Here is a 14,936-nt window from a genome sequence, read left to right on the forward strand (position 1 = left end):
AGGTTCTGCCATGAGTAGTGAGCCTATTGTTCTGACACAAGACAACCTTCGCAGCGAGTTGAAGGGCACTCCCCGCCTCGCTCGAATGGCAGCAAATCTTGCCGTCAAGATCCGCTACGGTTCATTGGAAGTTCAGTTTCCCGATGGTCGCCGCTATCTGATTGAAGGCCGCGAGAACGGTCCGCACGGCGTTTTGAAGATCCACAACTGGCGTTTCTTCAGAATGGTTGTACAAGCAGGCGATGTCGGGGTCGGAGAAGCCTTTATGGCAGGTTACTGGTCCTCACCTGATGTTACGACCTTTCTCGAGGTCTTTTGCATCAATCAGGAATCCACGCTGGAGGCTCTGCAAGGCAGGCCGTTCTCGCGCTTCCTGCTCTCCCTTCGTCATTGGTTGAACGCCAATACGAAACGAGGATCGAAACGCAACATCTCCGCGCATTACGATCTTGGAAACGCGTTCTACAAGGAATGGCTCGATCCTTCGATGACCTATTCCTCAGCCATTTACAGCAATGAAACCAACAACCTGGAGCAAGCCCAAGCGGAAAAATATGCTTCGCTTGTACGGCAAACAGGCATTCGTCCGGAGCATCAGGTTCTGGAGATCGGATGTGGTTGGGGAGGTTTTGCAGAACATGTTGCAAAGACCGTTGGTGCTCACGTAAAAGCCCTGACCATTTCGCAGGAACAATTCGACTATGCACGCGAACGGATCTACAAGGCTGGCCTCAACGAAAAAGTCGATGTCGTATTCCAGGATTATCGAGATGAACGCGGCGTCTACGACCGGATAGCCTCGATCGAAATGTTTGAAGCGGTTGGTGAAAAATATTGGCCGACCTATTTCGAACAGCTCTCCAAATGCCTGAAACCCGGTGGTAAAGCAGGTCTTCAGATCATTACCATTCAAGACAAGATGTTTGAGGACTATAGGCGCGGAACCGACTTCATTCAGCGCTATATATTCCCTGGTGGAATGTTGCCTCCTCCCGGCCGATTGAAAGACATTGGCAAGTCACTCGGGCTCGATCTCGAAGACCAGACAATTTTCGGTCAGGACTATGCGCGCACGTTGGCTGAGTGGCGGCACAGTTTCCGCCAGGCTTGGCCGAAAATCCGCCCACTAGGCTTCGACGAGCGTTTCAAGCGTTTGTGGGAGTTTTATCTGCACTATTGTGAAGCCGGGTTCCGCTCAGGCAACATCGATGTGCGACAGATGGTGTACGTGAAAGCGCCCTGACCAAAATCGCAGAAGACAAGGAAAAGGCCGGGATTTACCCGGCCTTTTTCTTGTTCCAACCAGTCGCACGCGACATAAAGGCAAAATAGAGCCGATAAGGTAACAGCTTCAAAAACTTGAGCTGAAGCACAAAGATCGTTGGAAACGCGATTTCGAAGCGTTTGCTATCTTCCAGACCCTCTCTAATTTTTTGAACCGCTTGTTCAACCGTTAGGAGATGCGGCATCGGGAAAGGGTTTGAACGCGTTGCCGGTGTGTCGACAAAACCTGGATTGACGACCTGAATGCGAATACCGGCTCGATCAAGATCGAATTTCAGGGATTCTGCGAGATTTATGAGCCCTGCCTTGGTAGCGCCATAAGCGGCTGAGGTCGGTAGGCCGCTATACCCGGCAACAGAGGAAACGACGGCAATCTGCCCCCTGCCCTCCGGCTTCATCGCTTCAATCACGGGCAACAAGACATTGACTGTGCCCATCAGATTGACGTCAAAACTCTTCTTGAAAGCAGCTGCCTCTGCCTTCAGCCCATCCTGGGGCAGATAGACGCCGGCATTGGCAATCATCAACGCAATTTTTCCGATACCAGCCAGGATCGACTTGCAGATGTCCGACATTGATTGCGTGTCGGATACATCACCAGGATAAGGGTGAATGGATCCGGGTAGGTTCTGTGCCTGAATGGAAAGAGCTTCGAGGTCTTTTGAAGATCTGGCAGTGACAGCCACCGTCCATCCGGACCGGGCAAGATCAAGTGCGAGCTCTTTGCCGATGCCCGAACTTGCGCCTGTCACCCACGCACAGCCGTCATCCGGTTTTGCAACGTAGTTTTGGTTTCTCAAGTTGAATTCTCCAAGCGTTTACACTGTCTACGCAAAACGCCTGGAGAGTGGATCTGATTATGTGAAATTATCGCATGAAAGGTGCGAACCAGCGGCCCACAGGTCCGGTCAGTTCCAGACGACCGGCAGTCACTGCGAAGCAAATGCAGTCTTCACCCTCGTCAGCGATGGGCTTGTGGTCGACATCCCCGTCAGCGAATGCGACATCGCCGGAAATATAATGACCGTCCTCATCCTTGAACCCGCCTTTGAGAACAAGGGTAAGTTCGGTTCCGTGGTGTGTATGCGACGGCATTGCCCGCCCGGCACGCACCCACAGAAGACTGCTCACACAGCCGTCAATCTCCCCGAACTTGCATTCTTTTACACCTGGAAGAAGTGTTTTCCAGGGAAGCTTGTCCATGGAGGTGCCGACGATAGACAGGAGCGATTCAGGAACATCACTCGCGGCTTCCGAATGCGTACCCGAAAGCGGGACGTTGTCGTTCAGCAGCGTGTCGTCACCATCGAATATTGCAGACAAAGCCGCGTCGCGATTTGAAATATCAATCGGCGCGGCATCGTCAAGCCCCACCCCGGCCAGGGTTTCCAGGGACGACACATAGCCACGGTTCCGGTCGCTCAATTCCAAATGCGCGCCGACAAGGGCTTGTGCTGGATAGGACAGACTTCCAGCCGCATATCCGGCTAGCAGCTCATCCATGCCAGTCACATTCTTTTCCATTACCGCTCTCATATATTTCCGCGAGCCCAGGTTGCTTTGTAGCCATTACGCGTAACAACCTTTTCCAGATCATTGTCTACACTATAAATAACCGATTCAAAATCCTGATCTAGGTGGGCATGAGAACAACTCGGCGACGACTTTCAATCGATCTGGAGAAATTCACCCGTGTGTTTCCCGCCAATTATGGCATTCCATGCCCAAGAGACTTACATAGAATCTTGAACAACCTCCTCAGGAGCTTTAGCGTCCGGAGCTCACCTCAAGACTTTTGGCCGGTTCATTCGAACTGCCCATTCAGCCAGGAATAGTACTAAATGTCTGTGTCCGTTTCAGTTGTTGATGCGATCGGCAACACGCCACTTATCCGACTCAAGGCCCTATCAGATGAAACGGGTTGCGAAATTCTTGGCAAAGCTGAATTTATGAACCCCGGGCAGTCGGTCAAGGACCGCCCGGCGCGCCAGATGATATTGGAGGCCGAAGCTCGCGGAGACCTCAAGCCGGGCGGCGTCATCGTCGAGGGCACTGCTGGTAACACCGGGATCGGTCTTGCGCTCGTTGCAAGCGCAAAAGGCTACCGAACAGTCATCGTCATTCCTGAAACGCAGAGCCAAGAGAAGAAGGACATGCTTCGACTTTGCGGAGCGGAACTCGTCGAAGTGCCAGCAAAGCCTTTCAAGGACCCCAACAACTATCAGCATGTTGCCCGTCGCCTTGCTGAAGACATGGCAAAAAGCGAGCCCAATGGGGTGATCTTCGCGGACCAATGGAACAACCTGGACAATCGCAAAGCCCACTATCTGACGACCGGCCCAGAAATTCTCTCCCAGACAGACGGCAAGGTTGACGGGTTCATTTGCGCTGTCGGTTCCGGCGGAACCCTTGGCGGTGTTTCAAAGTTTCTGCAGGAGAACAAACCGGGCATTGTCATCGGCTGCGCAGACCCGCGAGGCGCTGCTATGCAGTCTCTTTTCACAACCGGCGAAGCAGTTGCTTCAGAAGGTGGTTCAATTTCAGAAGGAATTGGTCTTGGCCGCAAGACTGCAATCGTCGGAGATCTTAAGGTGGATCACGCCTATACAATTCCTGACGAGGAAGCGATGCCCCTGGTGTTCGACCTCGCTGAAAACGAAGGCCTTCTGCTTGGCGGCTCAAGCGCCATCAATCTGGCTGGCGCTCGGCGCCTGGCCAAGGAACTGGGGCCAGGAAAAACCATCGTGACCATCCTGTGCGACCACGGAACCCGTTATCAGTCGAAGCTCTATAATCCGGACTTCTTGAGATCGAAGAACCTGACAGTTCCCCATTGGCTTGAGCGGACCGTCAACATCGAGCCCCCGTTTGCGTGACACGCTTGAACCTTTGAGACCGACGATAAATGGAGCCGGAACCCCAAGCGCTAGATAGGGATGGAGCTGCGGCCGAAACCGTTATTCAGGATGCCGTAACAGATATCAGCATTTTGGATGTGGTGGCCAACAATCTCGGATTGGTCGCAGCCTTCGTCGCTTTGATCTATATTACGGCAGGAATATGCGCCGTTCGGGAGGTCATGAACTCAAGGACATCCCAAGGATCCGTCGCCTGGCTTCTGTCCCTGTTTTTCATTCCCTACATTACGGTGCCGCTCTATTTCGTTTTTGGCTGGCGCTCCTTTGCGGACTACGCGAAAATCCAGGCAACGCTTGGCCGGGCTGAACGTGCACGTCGCGCCGACGAACTTGGATTGACAGACCACGAAGAAACGAGGGACTGGCCCGTTCTGTCCCGTGTTGCTGGCGTTCCATTTCTGGCGGGCAACAAGACGAACCTTCTAATTGACGGACCGGCGACATTTACAGCCATTAAGCAGGCCATCGAAGAGGCCAGCCACAGTATCTTTTTCCAGTTTTTTGCCATTCATGACGATGAGCTCGGCCGGGAGATGGCCGACGCATTGATTGCGCGTGCAAAGGACGGGTTGAAAGTCTGCTTTCTTTACGACGATGTCGGAAGCCATTCACTTTCGAACGAATTCATCGTTCGCCTGCAAGACGCTGGGGTCAATGTTTGCGGTTTTAATGAAAATCACCGCTTCTTGCGCCTGCTTGGACCGATGCGCCTAAATTATCGCAACCATCGAAAACTGGTTGTTACCGACTTCAGGATTGCCTTCGTCGGCGGACACAACGTTGCGGACCAGTATGTCGGACGGAGCAAATGGTTTGGCCATTGGCGCGACACGCATGTTTGCGTGGAAGGTCCTGCCGCTGTTGCTTGCGCCTTGTCCTTCGTCGAAGACTGGCTTTGGGCAAGCGGCGAACGCATCGAGCTGCCACAAGTCACTGAAATACCAATGCCTGGAGATGAATCCGTTCTTGTCATGCCGACCGGGCCGGCCGACAAACTGGAAGAGTGCGCGATCGCATTTGTCGAGGCTGCAGCTCAAGCAAAACAGCGATTTTGGATCACAACGCCCTATCTCGTACCTTCGCTTGATGTCCAAACAGCGCTTTGTTCCGCAGCCATGCGGGGCGTTGATGTTCGCATACTGCTCCCTGAAAAACGGGACCACTGGACTGTGTGGCTGGCAAGCCATGCATATGAGCACATCCTCGTGCAACGCGGGGTCAAGGTTTATCGCTATTCCGAGGGCTTCCTGCATCAGAAGGTCACTTTGATGGACGAAGACCTGGTCTCGATTGGCACGGTGAATTTCGACAATCGCTCATTTCAGATCAATTTTGAACTCACGCTCTGGTTCACACATGAACGAACAATTCGAAACGTGGAGAGCATGCTCGAAACTGACTTTCAAAATGCCAGACTAACCTGGCCTGATGCCTTTCAGTCTCGCAGTTACATTTTTCAGGTTCTGGCTCAGGGCGCTCGTCTCCTGTCGCCGATTTTGTAATTTTTACCTCGACCGGCATAAAAACTGTCGCGTTAACGGAATCTGTGAGACCAGATTCATTCAATCTTAAACGGGTTGCATTCAGGTTGCACAACCCATTTCTGATTGAGGTTTTCATGAGAGCGCTTGTCTTTTTCCTTGCCTTAGTGCTTGCAGGGCCGTTTTTCTTCTTCACAGACGGGTCAATCGTCAAAGATCTGAAATTAAAGGCGGAAACACTGTCTCCCGCCTACATTCCAACCGAAAACCGGCGATGCAGATCGAATTTGTTCATCTTCCATCATTGCAGCTACGACTATGTTTTCCAGCAAAAGGAGTTGGATCAGGATTATTTCTTTCTTTCGTTTGGAGCACCTGAGACTGTTGAACTAATGCGCGGAAATTCGACGGGTGGAATTACCTCAGACGTCGGACAGAACTACCTTTTCAACCGAATTGCGACGGCAGTCGCTTTTCCGATCTTCGCGCTGATTATTCTCATCAGAAGCTTGTCCGGCACGAAATCACGATCAAGAGCGTCCGCGCCATCAGTGCCCGGCACTGAACATCAGGTTCGTTCAGCAGCGTCTCTACCAACACATGCAGCCCGTCGGACACAATTCGGAAAGCGCCGATGATTGAAAAGGACAGCCCTGCTCGTGTTGATGACCGATTGCCGCAAAGGATAGAGGTCCAGCAGGTGCAAGTGTTCCTGATAGTCTGATACGTTGGTGTGGTTGCCACCGTTGCACTGCAGGACAAGCCATGACTTTTGTACCGGATATGACCACTTTGCTCGCCTTCACAGCCGCGGCATTGGTTTTGACCATAACGCCCGGCCCGGACATGACCTTGTTTATGAGCAAAACGCTGACCCAGGGTCGCCGTGCGGGCTTAACCGCCGTTTTCGGCGTTACCGTCGGTCTTGTCATCCATACAATTCTGGCAGCAATAGGTGTTTCAGCGCTACTGGCTGCCTCCCAGCTCGCCTTTACTCTTTTGAAAATTGTGGGCGCCGCCTATCTTATCTGGCTTGCTTACCGAACACTTCGCCATGGCTCAGCGCTTGCGATTGAATCTGCCGGAGCGAAGACGCAACCCTTTTATCAAATCTGGCTTCAAGGTCTTGGCGTCAACATACTCAATCCGAAAATCGTATTGTTCTTTGTAACTTTCCTGCCCCAATTTATAAGTGCGAGTGATCCCAATGCCGTTGGTAAATTGCTGTTTCTTGGCGCTTATTTTGTTTTGCTTGGAATGCCAATTTGCGCGCTGATGGTGCTTGGCGCCGGTACATTCGCTAAGTTCTTGAAGCAGTCACCAAAAGCGATGCGTTTTTTCGACTGGGCGTTCGCTGGAATTATGGGCAGTTTTGCAATCAAGCTCATGATTGCAAAGGCAAACAACTGATGTCCACTAACACGTCGGACCGGACGACAGTTGCCATTCTGGGTTCAGGCCCCTCGGGACTTGCCTGTGCGCTCACGCTCTCACGTTCAATGGTAGAGACGATTGTCATATCTTCAGATGGTACAGCGCCACGCAACACGGCCTCTCCATTCGTCGCTGCCCTGCCCGGCATGGACCGCAACTCCCCTGCAGAAGTTCGCGCCGCAATACGCAAAGACATTCTTTCCTATCCGTTTGCGCGTTTTAGAAATTCCGATGCAACTGCGCTTCAGAACCAAGCCAGCGGTTTTCAGCTCGACCTTTCGGACGGATCCTCCGTTTTTGCCGACAAAGTCTTGCTCGCGATGGGTATGGTCGACATCTATCCGAACGTTGCCAACTTGGCTGACTACTGGGGGTCCAGCATAATCAACTGCCCATTTTGCCATGGATATGAATGGCGTAATACGCGATGGGGCATCTACGCCGATCGTCAGGAAGTCCTCGATGCAGCCGAGGTCTATCGGCACTGGTCCAATGAATTAACTTATTTCATTGACCCCTCACTGCATCTGACAGAGGAGCGTCGCACCCAGTTTGAAAGCCTCGGCATCAGCATATGCGAGGCCCTTCCGGTTGCGGTTAACGGCACGGGCGGATCGCTGACTGAAGCTGTTTTTTCCGATCAGCAGCCAATCGCTATCGACTGCATGCTGGTGTTTCCATTCCAGAAACAAACGGAGTTGGTCACAGCGCTGGATCTGCAGCTCACATCTGACGGCTACGTTGGTGTCGATGAGGGTTTTAGAACGTCAGTGTCAGGCATCTATGCGGCCGGAGACATCACATACGCTGGTCATCAAAACACACCAACAGCGCTACACATGGGAAACATGGCTGCAGCAACGATTGTTATGGATCTATGTTTCAAAAAATGACATGCAGCAATGAGAATGGCGCGTGCCTTATGGACAGGTTACACCTAAACCAATTTCATGGCCGGCAGGCATCTGATGATCTGATGGCTGGGAATATCGGGATAAACACATGACAACACCTTTGTTTCGTGACGACGCCTATCTACGAACATGCGAAGCCAAGGTAATCGGCGTAAATGACCGGGGCGGTATCCTGCTGGATCGCTCCGTCTTCTATGCCACGGGTGGTGGTCAACCAGGCGATTGCGGATATCTGGAACTTGAGGATGGCAGCCAGATCGAGATCGCCACAACCGTCTATGACGATGACAAGACAACGATCGTTCACGTTCCGAATGCAGACCAGGGTGTCCCACCTGACGGTTCCAGTGTGACAGCACACATAGACTGGACCAGACGCTATCGACTGATGAGAATGCACACCGCGTTGCACCTTCTGTCGGTCGCTCTGCCCTATCCGGTTACAGGTGGACAGGTTGGCGAGTCCGAGGGCCGTCTCGATTTCGACATGGGCTCTGAGGCCATCGACAAGGACACGCTTCTGGAAACGCTGAACAATCTCGCGGGAAGTGATCACACCGTAACAAGCGAGTGGATCACAGATGCTGAACTCGATGCCAATCCGGGTCTCGTCAAAACGATGTCGGTGAAACCACCAAGAGGATCAGGTGCAGTGCGTCTGGTCAGGATTGGTGCCGACATCGACTTGCAACCCTGTGGAGGAACGCATGTCAGCCGTACTTCCGAGATTGGTCAACTGGCGCTCGGAAAGATCGAGAACAAGGGCAAGCAAAACAGACGCGTACGAATTCGACTGATGGACTGATCAACCTGTTTGGATGACAAGATGAAATTATCGGGCAGCTGTCAATGTGGCTCCATCGGCTTTGAGATGGAGAGCAAAACGCCTTACCCTTACATGCGCTGTTACTGTTCGATATGCCGGAAGGTCGGTGGCAGCGGAGGCTATGCGATAAACCTGATGGCAGAGGCCGACAGCATCAAGATACGTGGTGCTGATGCGAAGGGTGTCTACAATGCTGTTGTTGACGGAAAGGCGAGCCAAGCAGAGCGACATTTTTGCAAGTCTTGCGGCTCGCATCTCTGGCTATGGGATCCACGTTGGCCGGAGCTGATCCACCCTCACGCTGGGGCCATCGACACGCCATTGCCACGTGCACCCGAGACCTTACACATCATGCTCGAGTTCAAACCTGATTGGATTGATGTCCCAGACGGTCCCGGACATGTTCACTTCCAGCGTTATCCGGACTTGTCGATTGAAGAATGGCACAAATCCCATGACCTTTACGAAGACTGAGATCCACCAATGACTGAACACCCGCTTGTTTCAACCCAATGGCTTGCAGACAATCTCGCGTCTCCCGATTTGGTCGTAGTCAACGCCTGGATGCCACCGGTTACGCACCCCGACGCGCCACCGGTATATCCGAATGCCCATATTCCAGGATCAGTCTTCTTCGATGTCAACGAAATCTGTGACACAAACTCCGATCTTCCGCACATGCTGCCGGCACCGCATGTCTTTTCCTCCGCGATGCGGAAGCTGGGGATTGGCGATGGTCAAACTCTGGTCGTTTATGATGATTTTGGCTTCTATTCGGCCCCACGAGTCTGGTGGACCTTGCGAACCATGGGCGCGGAACGTGTGTTCGTGCTGGATGGCGGTTTCCCAAAATGGCGAGCTGAAGGGCGGGCTGAAGAAGACAAGGAACAGCGGCGAGTTCAGAGTCATTTCACGTCGCGGCTGAACCACGGTGCTGTAGCAGACCTTGCCGACATAAAGGCCGCGCTTGCTACGGGATCCAGGCAGGTTCTTGATGCCCGGTCTTTCGACCGGTTCAATGGAAAGGCACCGGAACCCCGCGTGGGACTGCGTTCAGGCCACATGCCTGGGGCGTACAATCTACCGTTTACCCAGTTGATCGGTGAAAATGGTACCTTCAAGGACCGACCCGGCCTCGAAGCGGCCTTTAAAAATGCTGGCATAGACCTGGAAAAACCCGTGACGACGACGTGTGGTTCCGGTGTTACTGCCGCAATATTGACCCTGGCACTATCCATCTTGGGAACGCGAGACTTGGCTCTTTATGATGGGTCCTGGGCGGAATGGGGCAGCCGTGAAGATGTTGACGTTGCTACCAAATCGGACTGAATGCGACAGACCTCACCGATCAAGTTCCTGTATCTGCTTTCAATTCCTCGAAAAAAGATCTGATTTCCAGCGAAATTGAACTGGCGCTTGTGTTGACCTTTTCAGCCGCCTGCAAAAATCTGGCAGCTGCCTTGTCCGACGTTCCAATGGCCATGCCGACGCCCGAAATATTTTCGTCAAGCTCCTTCGCGCCCGAAGACACCGACTGTATGCTTTCGGATATTTCCCTGGTTGCTGCACCTTGCTCCTCGACCGCAGCCGCGATTGAGGCCGTCATTTCGTCCAACTGCCTGACAACTTCCGAAATCGAATGAATTGAAGCAACGGAACTTTCTGTCGATGACTGAATTTCCGAAACTTGCTGACTGATCTCCTCCGTTGCATTGGCGGTTTGCTCAGCCAGCGTTTTCACCTCACTCGCCACAACAGCAAAGCCGCGTCCTGCATCACCTGCTCGAGCGGCTTCGATCGTCGCATTGAGTGCAAGGAGATTTGTTTGTTCGGCAATGGCCTGGATGAGACCCACAACGTCGCCGATCTTCTGTGCTGCACCAGCGAGACTCGAAACCTTGAGGCTGGACTGCTCGGTTCCTCCTGCTGCTTGACTGGCGATCTCAGAGGCACCTGTTATTTGCTTTGCTATTTCCTGTATCGAGCTGGACAGTTCCTCTGTCGCGCTTGCAACCGTCTGGACACTCAAGCTGGTGTTCTTTGCCGCTGCTTCCGCTGCCGAGACCTGGTTAAGCGCGGACGCGGACACTGATGTCAATTCTTCCGCTTGACCGGCGACAATACGGGCACCCTCATCAGCATCCTCCAACGGCGTTTCCACCTTTCCTTGAAAGCTTTCAATCGCTTCGTTCAACCGGGCCGTCTGAGCTTCACGAATTTGCAGCAACCGTTCCTCATAGGTCGAAATTGCCAATTCCATATCAAGCATTACGGCAGTGGTTACGGCATCCAGCAATTGGCTTATGTCTCTAAAACTGCGGCGATACTTCTTGATAATTCCTGCGTGAAGGCGCGTCAGAACAAACCTATAGCCGGCAATGTACCATCTGGGTTCCAATCCAATTCGACAATGCACATGGCCAATTCTGTTGATGCTGTCCTGGTAGTCCTGGTCAAAACCCGACATAAACAGTTTTTCCCAGTGGCTTTTTTGCGCTGACACCAGACGTGGCTGCATTTCTCCAACCAGTTCGGCCAACTTTGGCTGACCTCTTAGATGAAGATAAAAATCATCAAGGATCGAATCCAAATCCGGCTTTATCACCGGCCAAATTTTTTGAAGAGATACGATCGTACTTTGGTCGATCTGCGCAAATTCCAGCCGAACCGCAAAATCGTCTGCCACAGCTTTCATGTTGGATAACCCCTCTAGCCAACACAACTTCACCGTGCAAATCTGAATAAACTTTAAATTGTATTTTTAATTGCTATTTTTCTCAATGGTACTGTGAAAAAATACCAATTCTCAATTGCTATTTTTATCTATCAAAAATTTAGATACTACCTTGACACAACCAACTTAGCTTCGCCCGTTTTGGCTTAAATCCGAGCTTTTGATTCGTTTTCGATCAAGTTTTCCAGACGTGGGATAACCGTTCTTAGCCGGCATGCGCTCGCAAATTCCAGCAAATGCCTAAACTTCCTTTGGTTGCATTTTTCTACTGGGTCGGGACGTACTCTTGTCTTTATGGTTGAGCCGAATGAGAAAGTCCGCGCGCGTCCCAGAAAGATGGTGACCTGGCCAAATTTCCAAATCATCGATCAAGTTTCCTTTTGGCTGCTCAGCAAAAATCTGCTTTCGCGTCCGACTTGACAGTCTGCGGCGCCCAAGTCCGAAGACATCACACATGGCACCTCGGGAAAGCAAATGCGCCTCGGCGCCGTGCAGCCGTTTGCTGACATAGCCATTTAAATGCAAGCCAATAGCGTCCGCTATTTTCCTGATTTTTGCCCGATCATGACCTTTACCCACCAAATGCTGTTTGCAGCGTTCCGCCCCGTAGAGCACAAAACAGCAGTCTCCCGGTTCTGACACCCTGTCCCTTGCGAGCCCGACATCGTGAAGAATGGCTGCCGAGAACAACAACTCAAGATCCGTATTCAACCCTGCGCGTTTGCCGAACAAAACGGCCCAATAGTAAGTGCGCCAGCTGTGTCGCATCAATTCCAGCCCCTGGACATCATCTGCAAAGTCAAACGCATCTCGGGTGAGTGCAGTGTCTGGCGGCTGAAGGCCATCGAGATCCATGCCAAAGGCATTCAACATCCCCGCTCGCTCCTTGAGAACGTCAGCAGTTTCAAGCAAGGCCATTCGACCAAGATTGCCCAAAACCTGAATTTTTTCCAGACGCGTGAGACGTCCCTTGCTGTAGGTACCCAAACGCTTTCCCCACGCAACCGTGCCCATAGGTTCGTTTGATATTGCGGTTTCGCAGTTCATATTCATGCGGCACTCCTTTTTTTGTACCGTATCGCACATAAATAGACATGTCGAACTTTTTGTGCGAAACAGTAAAAAATGGAACCACCTGTCAAACGCGGTCGGCCGCGAAAATTTGATGAAGATCTGACCCTTGATCTGATCATGAAGGTCTTCTGGCGGCATGGATATGCCGCCACCAGTCTTGACCAGATCGCAGAGGCAACGGGTCTGAACAGACCCAGTCTTTACGCTGCATTCGGCAGCAAGAAGGACATGTTTCTCAAATCAATTGAGCGCTTTGCGGACCGCATGGAAATTCATTTACGCAAGGCAGGCTCTCGGGCGACAGGCGCTAAGGCCCGCATGAAAGACATCATGGCGGCGGCAGTGGACCTCTACACAGGAAAGAGTGACCTTACCGCCGCAGCTCATGGATGCCTTGCTGTTTCCACGCTTCCTTCGGAAGCGCCACAGGACCCGGATTTCCAGTTGGCGCTTGGAAATGTGCTTCTGCGCATGGACACCGGATTTGCTCGCCTCATATTGCACGAGACCAAAGGATCTATGTGTGATGCCCAGGCGGAGGAAATTGCACAACACCTTGCACTGGTGCTCCACGGCCTCTCGATACGTGCGCGCTCCGGCGAAGACCCTGAAAAACTGAAGAAATTGTCTTCCAGTGCCGTCGACAGGCTGATACCGGATTAGGCTTTGGCAAGTTTCATGACAACCCCAGTCCCCTAAGGATGATTGTGCAAATCGAGTGACCAATTCAACGTCATTGGCAGAGGTGTCCAGGTTCCCGTTTGCAGCCCCGCTGACCGAAGGGCTCTGGCGGTCCAGGTATTGCAGCCGAGCAAAGCATTGAACCCGCCTTTGGCGGAGAAGAAGAAATCGTGCGCGTCATAGGCAGCATTCGGTATGGGGATTGGACCGCCATCTCCGTCCAATTCGAAACTCGACCTTATGTGGTCCAGTAACCGTTCAAATTCGATTTCTGAGAGATGCACCTCGCGGACGCTTTCCAGCTCGACGGCTATGGGCCCTGTTCTCCTCACATGCATGACTGACCTGTCCCAGGTCAGCGCATCAATGACAGGACCAGGTCTGAGATGTCCCCAGGTTGGTGTCTCAACATAGAAAGATCGCCCTCCCCATCCGAAGACCACCCAGAACACACCTTGATAGTCGAGAGACAGGCCTGCGTCAGAAACAAATGAAAAGGTTTCAAGAACATCCGGGTCAGCAGGCAGGGCGATGTCAGTATGGATCGGATTGGAGAGTACCAGAATTGTCCGATTTTTGTCCGATCCGCTGGCTTCGGCTCGGGTAGAGTCAAAAAGGGGTCTCGGAACAAGCGTTCCGAGACCCATCAATAAAACCAGCAGGATAGCGACCAGACAAAGTCCTACGATCGCACGCCTGACCAGCTTGATCATTCTACTTCATTCCGGCCTTGATCAGTGGTGCAGGATCTGGCTCAGGAACAGTTTTGTCCGTTCATGCTGCGGATTGGTGAAGAAGTCTTCAGGCTCGTTCTGTTCAACGATCTGACCTGCATCCATGAAAATCACGCGGTTTGCCACCTTGCGCGCAAAGCCCATTTCGTGGGTCACGCAGAGCATCGTCATGCCTTCTTCGGCAAGACCGACCATCACGTCCAGAACTTCCTTGATCATTTCCGGATCGAGAGCAGATGTAGGCTCATCGAAGAGCATGATCTTCGGGTTCATGCACAAGGACCGCGCAATGGCCACGCGCTGTTGCTGACCACCGGACAACTGCCCAGGGTATTTCAAGGCCTGCTCGGGGATCTTGACGCGTTCCAGGTAGTGCATCGCGATGTCTTCAGCTTCCTTCTTCGGCATCTTGCGTACCCAGATCGGGGCCAGGGTGCAGTTTTCCAAGATTGTCAAATGTGGAAACAGATTGAAATGCTGGAAGCACATGCCGACTTCCCGACGAATTTCATCGATCTTCTTGAGATCGTCCGTCAACTCAATGCCATCGACAATGATTTGGCCGGCCTGGTGCTCTTCCAAACGGTTTATGCAACGGATCATGGTCGACTTTCCCGAGCCGGAAGGCCCACAAATGACAATCCGCTCGCCGCGCATAACCTTCAGGTGGATGTCACGCAGGACGTGAAAGTCACCATACCACTTGTTCATGTTCTTGATTTCGATTGCGACATCCGTTTCGGAAATCTGCATCTTGGAACGATCTGCAGCGATCTCTTCCGGGTTTACTGCATTCTCAGTCATGAGACTTTACTCCATGAGTGTCTTTTGGCCGGGGCGCTGCGGTCTGGCGCGC

General features: G+C 52.4%; 16 protein-coding genes. 10 read left to right on the plus strand and 6 right to left on the minus strand.

Features of this window, described 5'->3' with window-relative positions; all coding sequences use genetic code 11:
* Positions 1-10 precede the first annotated feature (10 nt).
* Positions 11-1,243, plus strand: coding sequence for a cyclopropane-fatty-acyl-phospholipid synthase family protein (locus FIV00_RS17575; protein WP_152501967.1), 1,233 nt, complete (start codon positions 11-13; stop codon positions 1,241-1,243).
* Between the two features lie 34 nt (positions 1,244-1,277).
* Here the strand turns inward: FIV00_RS17575 and FIV00_RS17580 are convergent, their stop codons facing one another.
* Together FIV00_RS17580 and FIV00_RS17585 are read right to left on the minus strand one after the other, a co-directional pair.
* Positions 1,278-2,084: an SDR family NAD(P)-dependent oxidoreductase gene (locus FIV00_RS17580; protein WP_152501968.1), complete on the minus strand. Its 807-nt coding sequence runs from the start codon at positions 2,082-2,084 to the stop codon at positions 1,278-1,280.
* A 67-nt stretch (positions 2,085-2,151) separates the two neighbouring features.
* Positions 2,152-2,808 carry a ChrR family anti-sigma-E factor gene (locus tag FIV00_RS17585; RefSeq protein ID WP_152501969.1) on the minus strand — a complete coding sequence of 219 codons (657 nt, stop codon included), beginning with the start codon at positions 2,806-2,808 and terminating at the stop codon, positions 2,152-2,154.
* Between the two features lie 317 nt (positions 2,809-3,125).
* Here FIV00_RS17585 and FIV00_RS17590 point away from each other — a divergent pair, with 317 nt between their 5' ends.
* The 8 genes from FIV00_RS17590 to sseA all read left to right on the plus strand — a co-directional run bounded on the left by FIV00_RS17590 (position 3,126) and on the right by sseA (position 10,186).
* Complete coding sequence (locus FIV00_RS17590; RefSeq protein WP_152501970.1) at positions 3,126-4,160, plus strand: cysteine synthase A; 1,035 nt, start codon at positions 3,126-3,128, stop codon at positions 4,158-4,160.
* 29 nt (positions 4,161-4,189) lie between these two features.
* Positions 4,190-5,704, plus strand: a complete 1,515-nt coding sequence (cls, locus tag FIV00_RS17595) for a cardiolipin synthase (RefSeq protein ID WP_152501971.1) — start codon at positions 4,190-4,192, stop codon at positions 5,702-5,704.
* 116 nt (positions 5,705-5,820) lie between these two features.
* Positions 5,821-6,321, plus strand: coding sequence for a hypothetical protein (locus FIV00_RS17600; RefSeq protein ID WP_152501972.1), 501 nt, complete (start codon positions 5,821-5,823; stop codon positions 6,319-6,321).
* A 127-nt stretch (positions 6,322-6,448) separates the two neighbouring features.
* On the plus strand, positions 6,449-7,093 hold the full coding sequence (locus FIV00_RS17605; protein ID WP_152501973.1) for a LysE family translocator: 645 nt from the start codon (positions 6,449-6,451) through the stop codon (positions 7,091-7,093).
* On the plus strand, positions 7,093-8,010 hold the full coding sequence (locus FIV00_RS17610; RefSeq protein ID WP_152501974.1) for an NAD(P)/FAD-dependent oxidoreductase: 918 nt from the start codon (positions 7,093-7,095) through the stop codon (positions 8,008-8,010). The genes FIV00_RS17605 and FIV00_RS17610 overlap by 1 nt, the downstream gene beginning before the upstream one ends.
* A 109-nt stretch (positions 8,011-8,119) precedes the next feature.
* Positions 8,120-8,836, plus strand: a complete 717-nt coding sequence (locus tag FIV00_RS17615; protein WP_152501975.1) for an alanyl-tRNA editing protein — start codon at positions 8,120-8,122, stop codon at positions 8,834-8,836.
* A gap of 21 nt (positions 8,837-8,857) precedes the next feature.
* Positions 8,858-9,331, plus strand: coding sequence for a GFA family protein (locus tag FIV00_RS17620; RefSeq protein ID WP_152501976.1), 474 nt, complete (start codon positions 8,858-8,860; stop codon positions 9,329-9,331).
* 9 nt (positions 9,332-9,340) lie between these two features.
* Entirely contained in the window at positions 9,341-10,186 is an 846-nt protein-coding gene (gene sseA, locus FIV00_RS17625; protein WP_152501977.1) for a 3-mercaptopyruvate sulfurtransferase, read from the plus strand.
* Positions 10,187-10,205: 19 nt separating this feature from the next.
* On the opposite strand, the gene FIV00_RS17630 is transcribed toward sseA, so the two are convergent.
* Together FIV00_RS17630 and FIV00_RS17635 are read right to left on the minus strand one after the other, a co-directional pair.
* Positions 10,206-11,552 carry a globin-coupled sensor protein gene (locus FIV00_RS17630; protein WP_152501978.1) on the minus strand — a complete coding sequence of 449 codons (1,347 nt, stop codon included), beginning with the start codon at positions 11,550-11,552 and terminating at the stop codon, positions 10,206-10,208.
* 279 nt (positions 11,553-11,831) lie between these two features.
* A complete protein-coding gene (locus tag FIV00_RS17635; RefSeq protein WP_209006595.1) occupies positions 11,832-12,644 on the minus strand; it encodes an HD domain-containing protein in 813 nt (270 codons plus the stop codon).
* A 72-nt stretch (positions 12,645-12,716) separates the two neighbouring features.
* Here FIV00_RS17635 and FIV00_RS17640 point away from each other — a divergent pair, with 72 nt between their 5' ends.
* Positions 12,717-13,328 carry a TetR/AcrR family transcriptional regulator gene (locus tag FIV00_RS17640; protein WP_152501979.1) on the plus strand — a complete coding sequence of 204 codons (612 nt, stop codon included), beginning with the start codon at positions 12,717-12,719 and terminating at the stop codon, positions 13,326-13,328.
* 32 nt (positions 13,329-13,360) lie between these two features.
* Here the strand turns inward: FIV00_RS17640 and FIV00_RS17645 are convergent, their stop codons facing one another.
* Together FIV00_RS17645 and FIV00_RS17650 are read right to left on the minus strand one after the other, a co-directional pair.
* Positions 13,361-14,059, minus strand: a complete 699-nt coding sequence (locus FIV00_RS17645) for a TIGR02117 family protein (RefSeq protein WP_152501980.1) — start codon at positions 14,057-14,059, stop codon at positions 13,361-13,363.
* Between the two features lie 21 nt (positions 14,060-14,080).
* On the minus strand, positions 14,081-14,884 hold the full coding sequence (locus tag FIV00_RS17650) for an amino acid ABC transporter ATP-binding protein (protein WP_152501981.1): 804 nt from the start codon (positions 14,882-14,884) through the stop codon (positions 14,081-14,083).
* Between the last annotated feature and the right edge of the window lie 52 nt (positions 14,885-14,936).

The organism is Labrenzia sp. THAF82 (assembly GCF_009363435.1).
Lineage (GTDB): Bacteria > Pseudomonadota > Alphaproteobacteria > Rhizobiales > Stappiaceae > Roseibium > Roseibium porphyridii.

Excerpts from the sequence above, each read along its gene's own strand:
- FIV00_RS17610 (WP_152501974.1), top strand. The coding sequence starts at position 7,093 with ATGTCCACTAACACGTCGGACCGGACGACAGTTGCCATTCTGGGTTCA.
- FIV00_RS17645 (WP_152501980.1), bottom strand. The coding sequence starts at position 14,059 with ATGATCAAGCTGGTCAGGCGTGCGATCGTAGGACTTTGTCTGGTCGCT.
- sseA (WP_152501977.1), top strand. The coding sequence starts at position 9,341 with ATGACTGAACACCCGCTTGTTTCAACCCAATGGCTTGCAGACAATCTC.
- FIV00_RS17585 (WP_152501969.1), bottom strand. The coding sequence starts at position 2,808 with ATGGAAAAGAATGTGACTGGCATGGATGAGCTGCTAGCCGGATATGCG.
- FIV00_RS17600 (WP_152501972.1), top strand. The coding sequence starts at position 5,821 with ATGAGAGCGCTTGTCTTTTTCCTTGCCTTAGTGCTTGCAGGGCCGTTT.
- FIV00_RS17635 (WP_209006595.1), bottom strand. The coding sequence starts at position 12,644 with ATGAATATGAACTGCGAAACCGCAATATCAAACGAACCTATGGGCACG.
- FIV00_RS17630 (WP_152501978.1), bottom strand. The coding sequence starts at position 11,552 with ATGAAAGCTGTGGCAGACGATTTTGCGGTTCGGCTGGAATTTGCGCAG.
- FIV00_RS17590 (WP_152501970.1), top strand. The coding sequence starts at position 3,126 with ATGTCTGTGTCCGTTTCAGTTGTTGATGCGATCGGCAACACGCCACTT.
- FIV00_RS17650 (WP_152501981.1), bottom strand. The coding sequence starts at position 14,884 with ATGACTGAGAATGCAGTAAACCCGGAAGAGATCGCTGCAGATCGTTCC.
- FIV00_RS17615 (WP_152501975.1), top strand. The coding sequence starts at position 8,120 with ATGACAACACCTTTGTTTCGTGACGACGCCTATCTACGAACATGCGAA.
- FIV00_RS17620 (WP_152501976.1), top strand. The coding sequence starts at position 8,858 with ATGAAATTATCGGGCAGCTGTCAATGTGGCTCCATCGGCTTTGAGATG.
- FIV00_RS17605 (WP_152501973.1), top strand. The coding sequence starts at position 6,449 with ATGACTTTTGTACCGGATATGACCACTTTGCTCGCCTTCACAGCCGCG.
- FIV00_RS17640 (WP_152501979.1), top strand. The coding sequence starts at position 12,717 with ATGGAACCACCTGTCAAACGCGGTCGGCCGCGAAAATTTGATGAAGAT.
- cls (WP_152501971.1), top strand. The coding sequence starts at position 4,190 with ATGGAGCCGGAACCCCAAGCGCTAGATAGGGATGGAGCTGCGGCCGAA.
- FIV00_RS17575 (WP_152501967.1), top strand. The coding sequence starts at position 11 with ATGAGTAGTGAGCCTATTGTTCTGACACAAGACAACCTTCGCAGCGAG.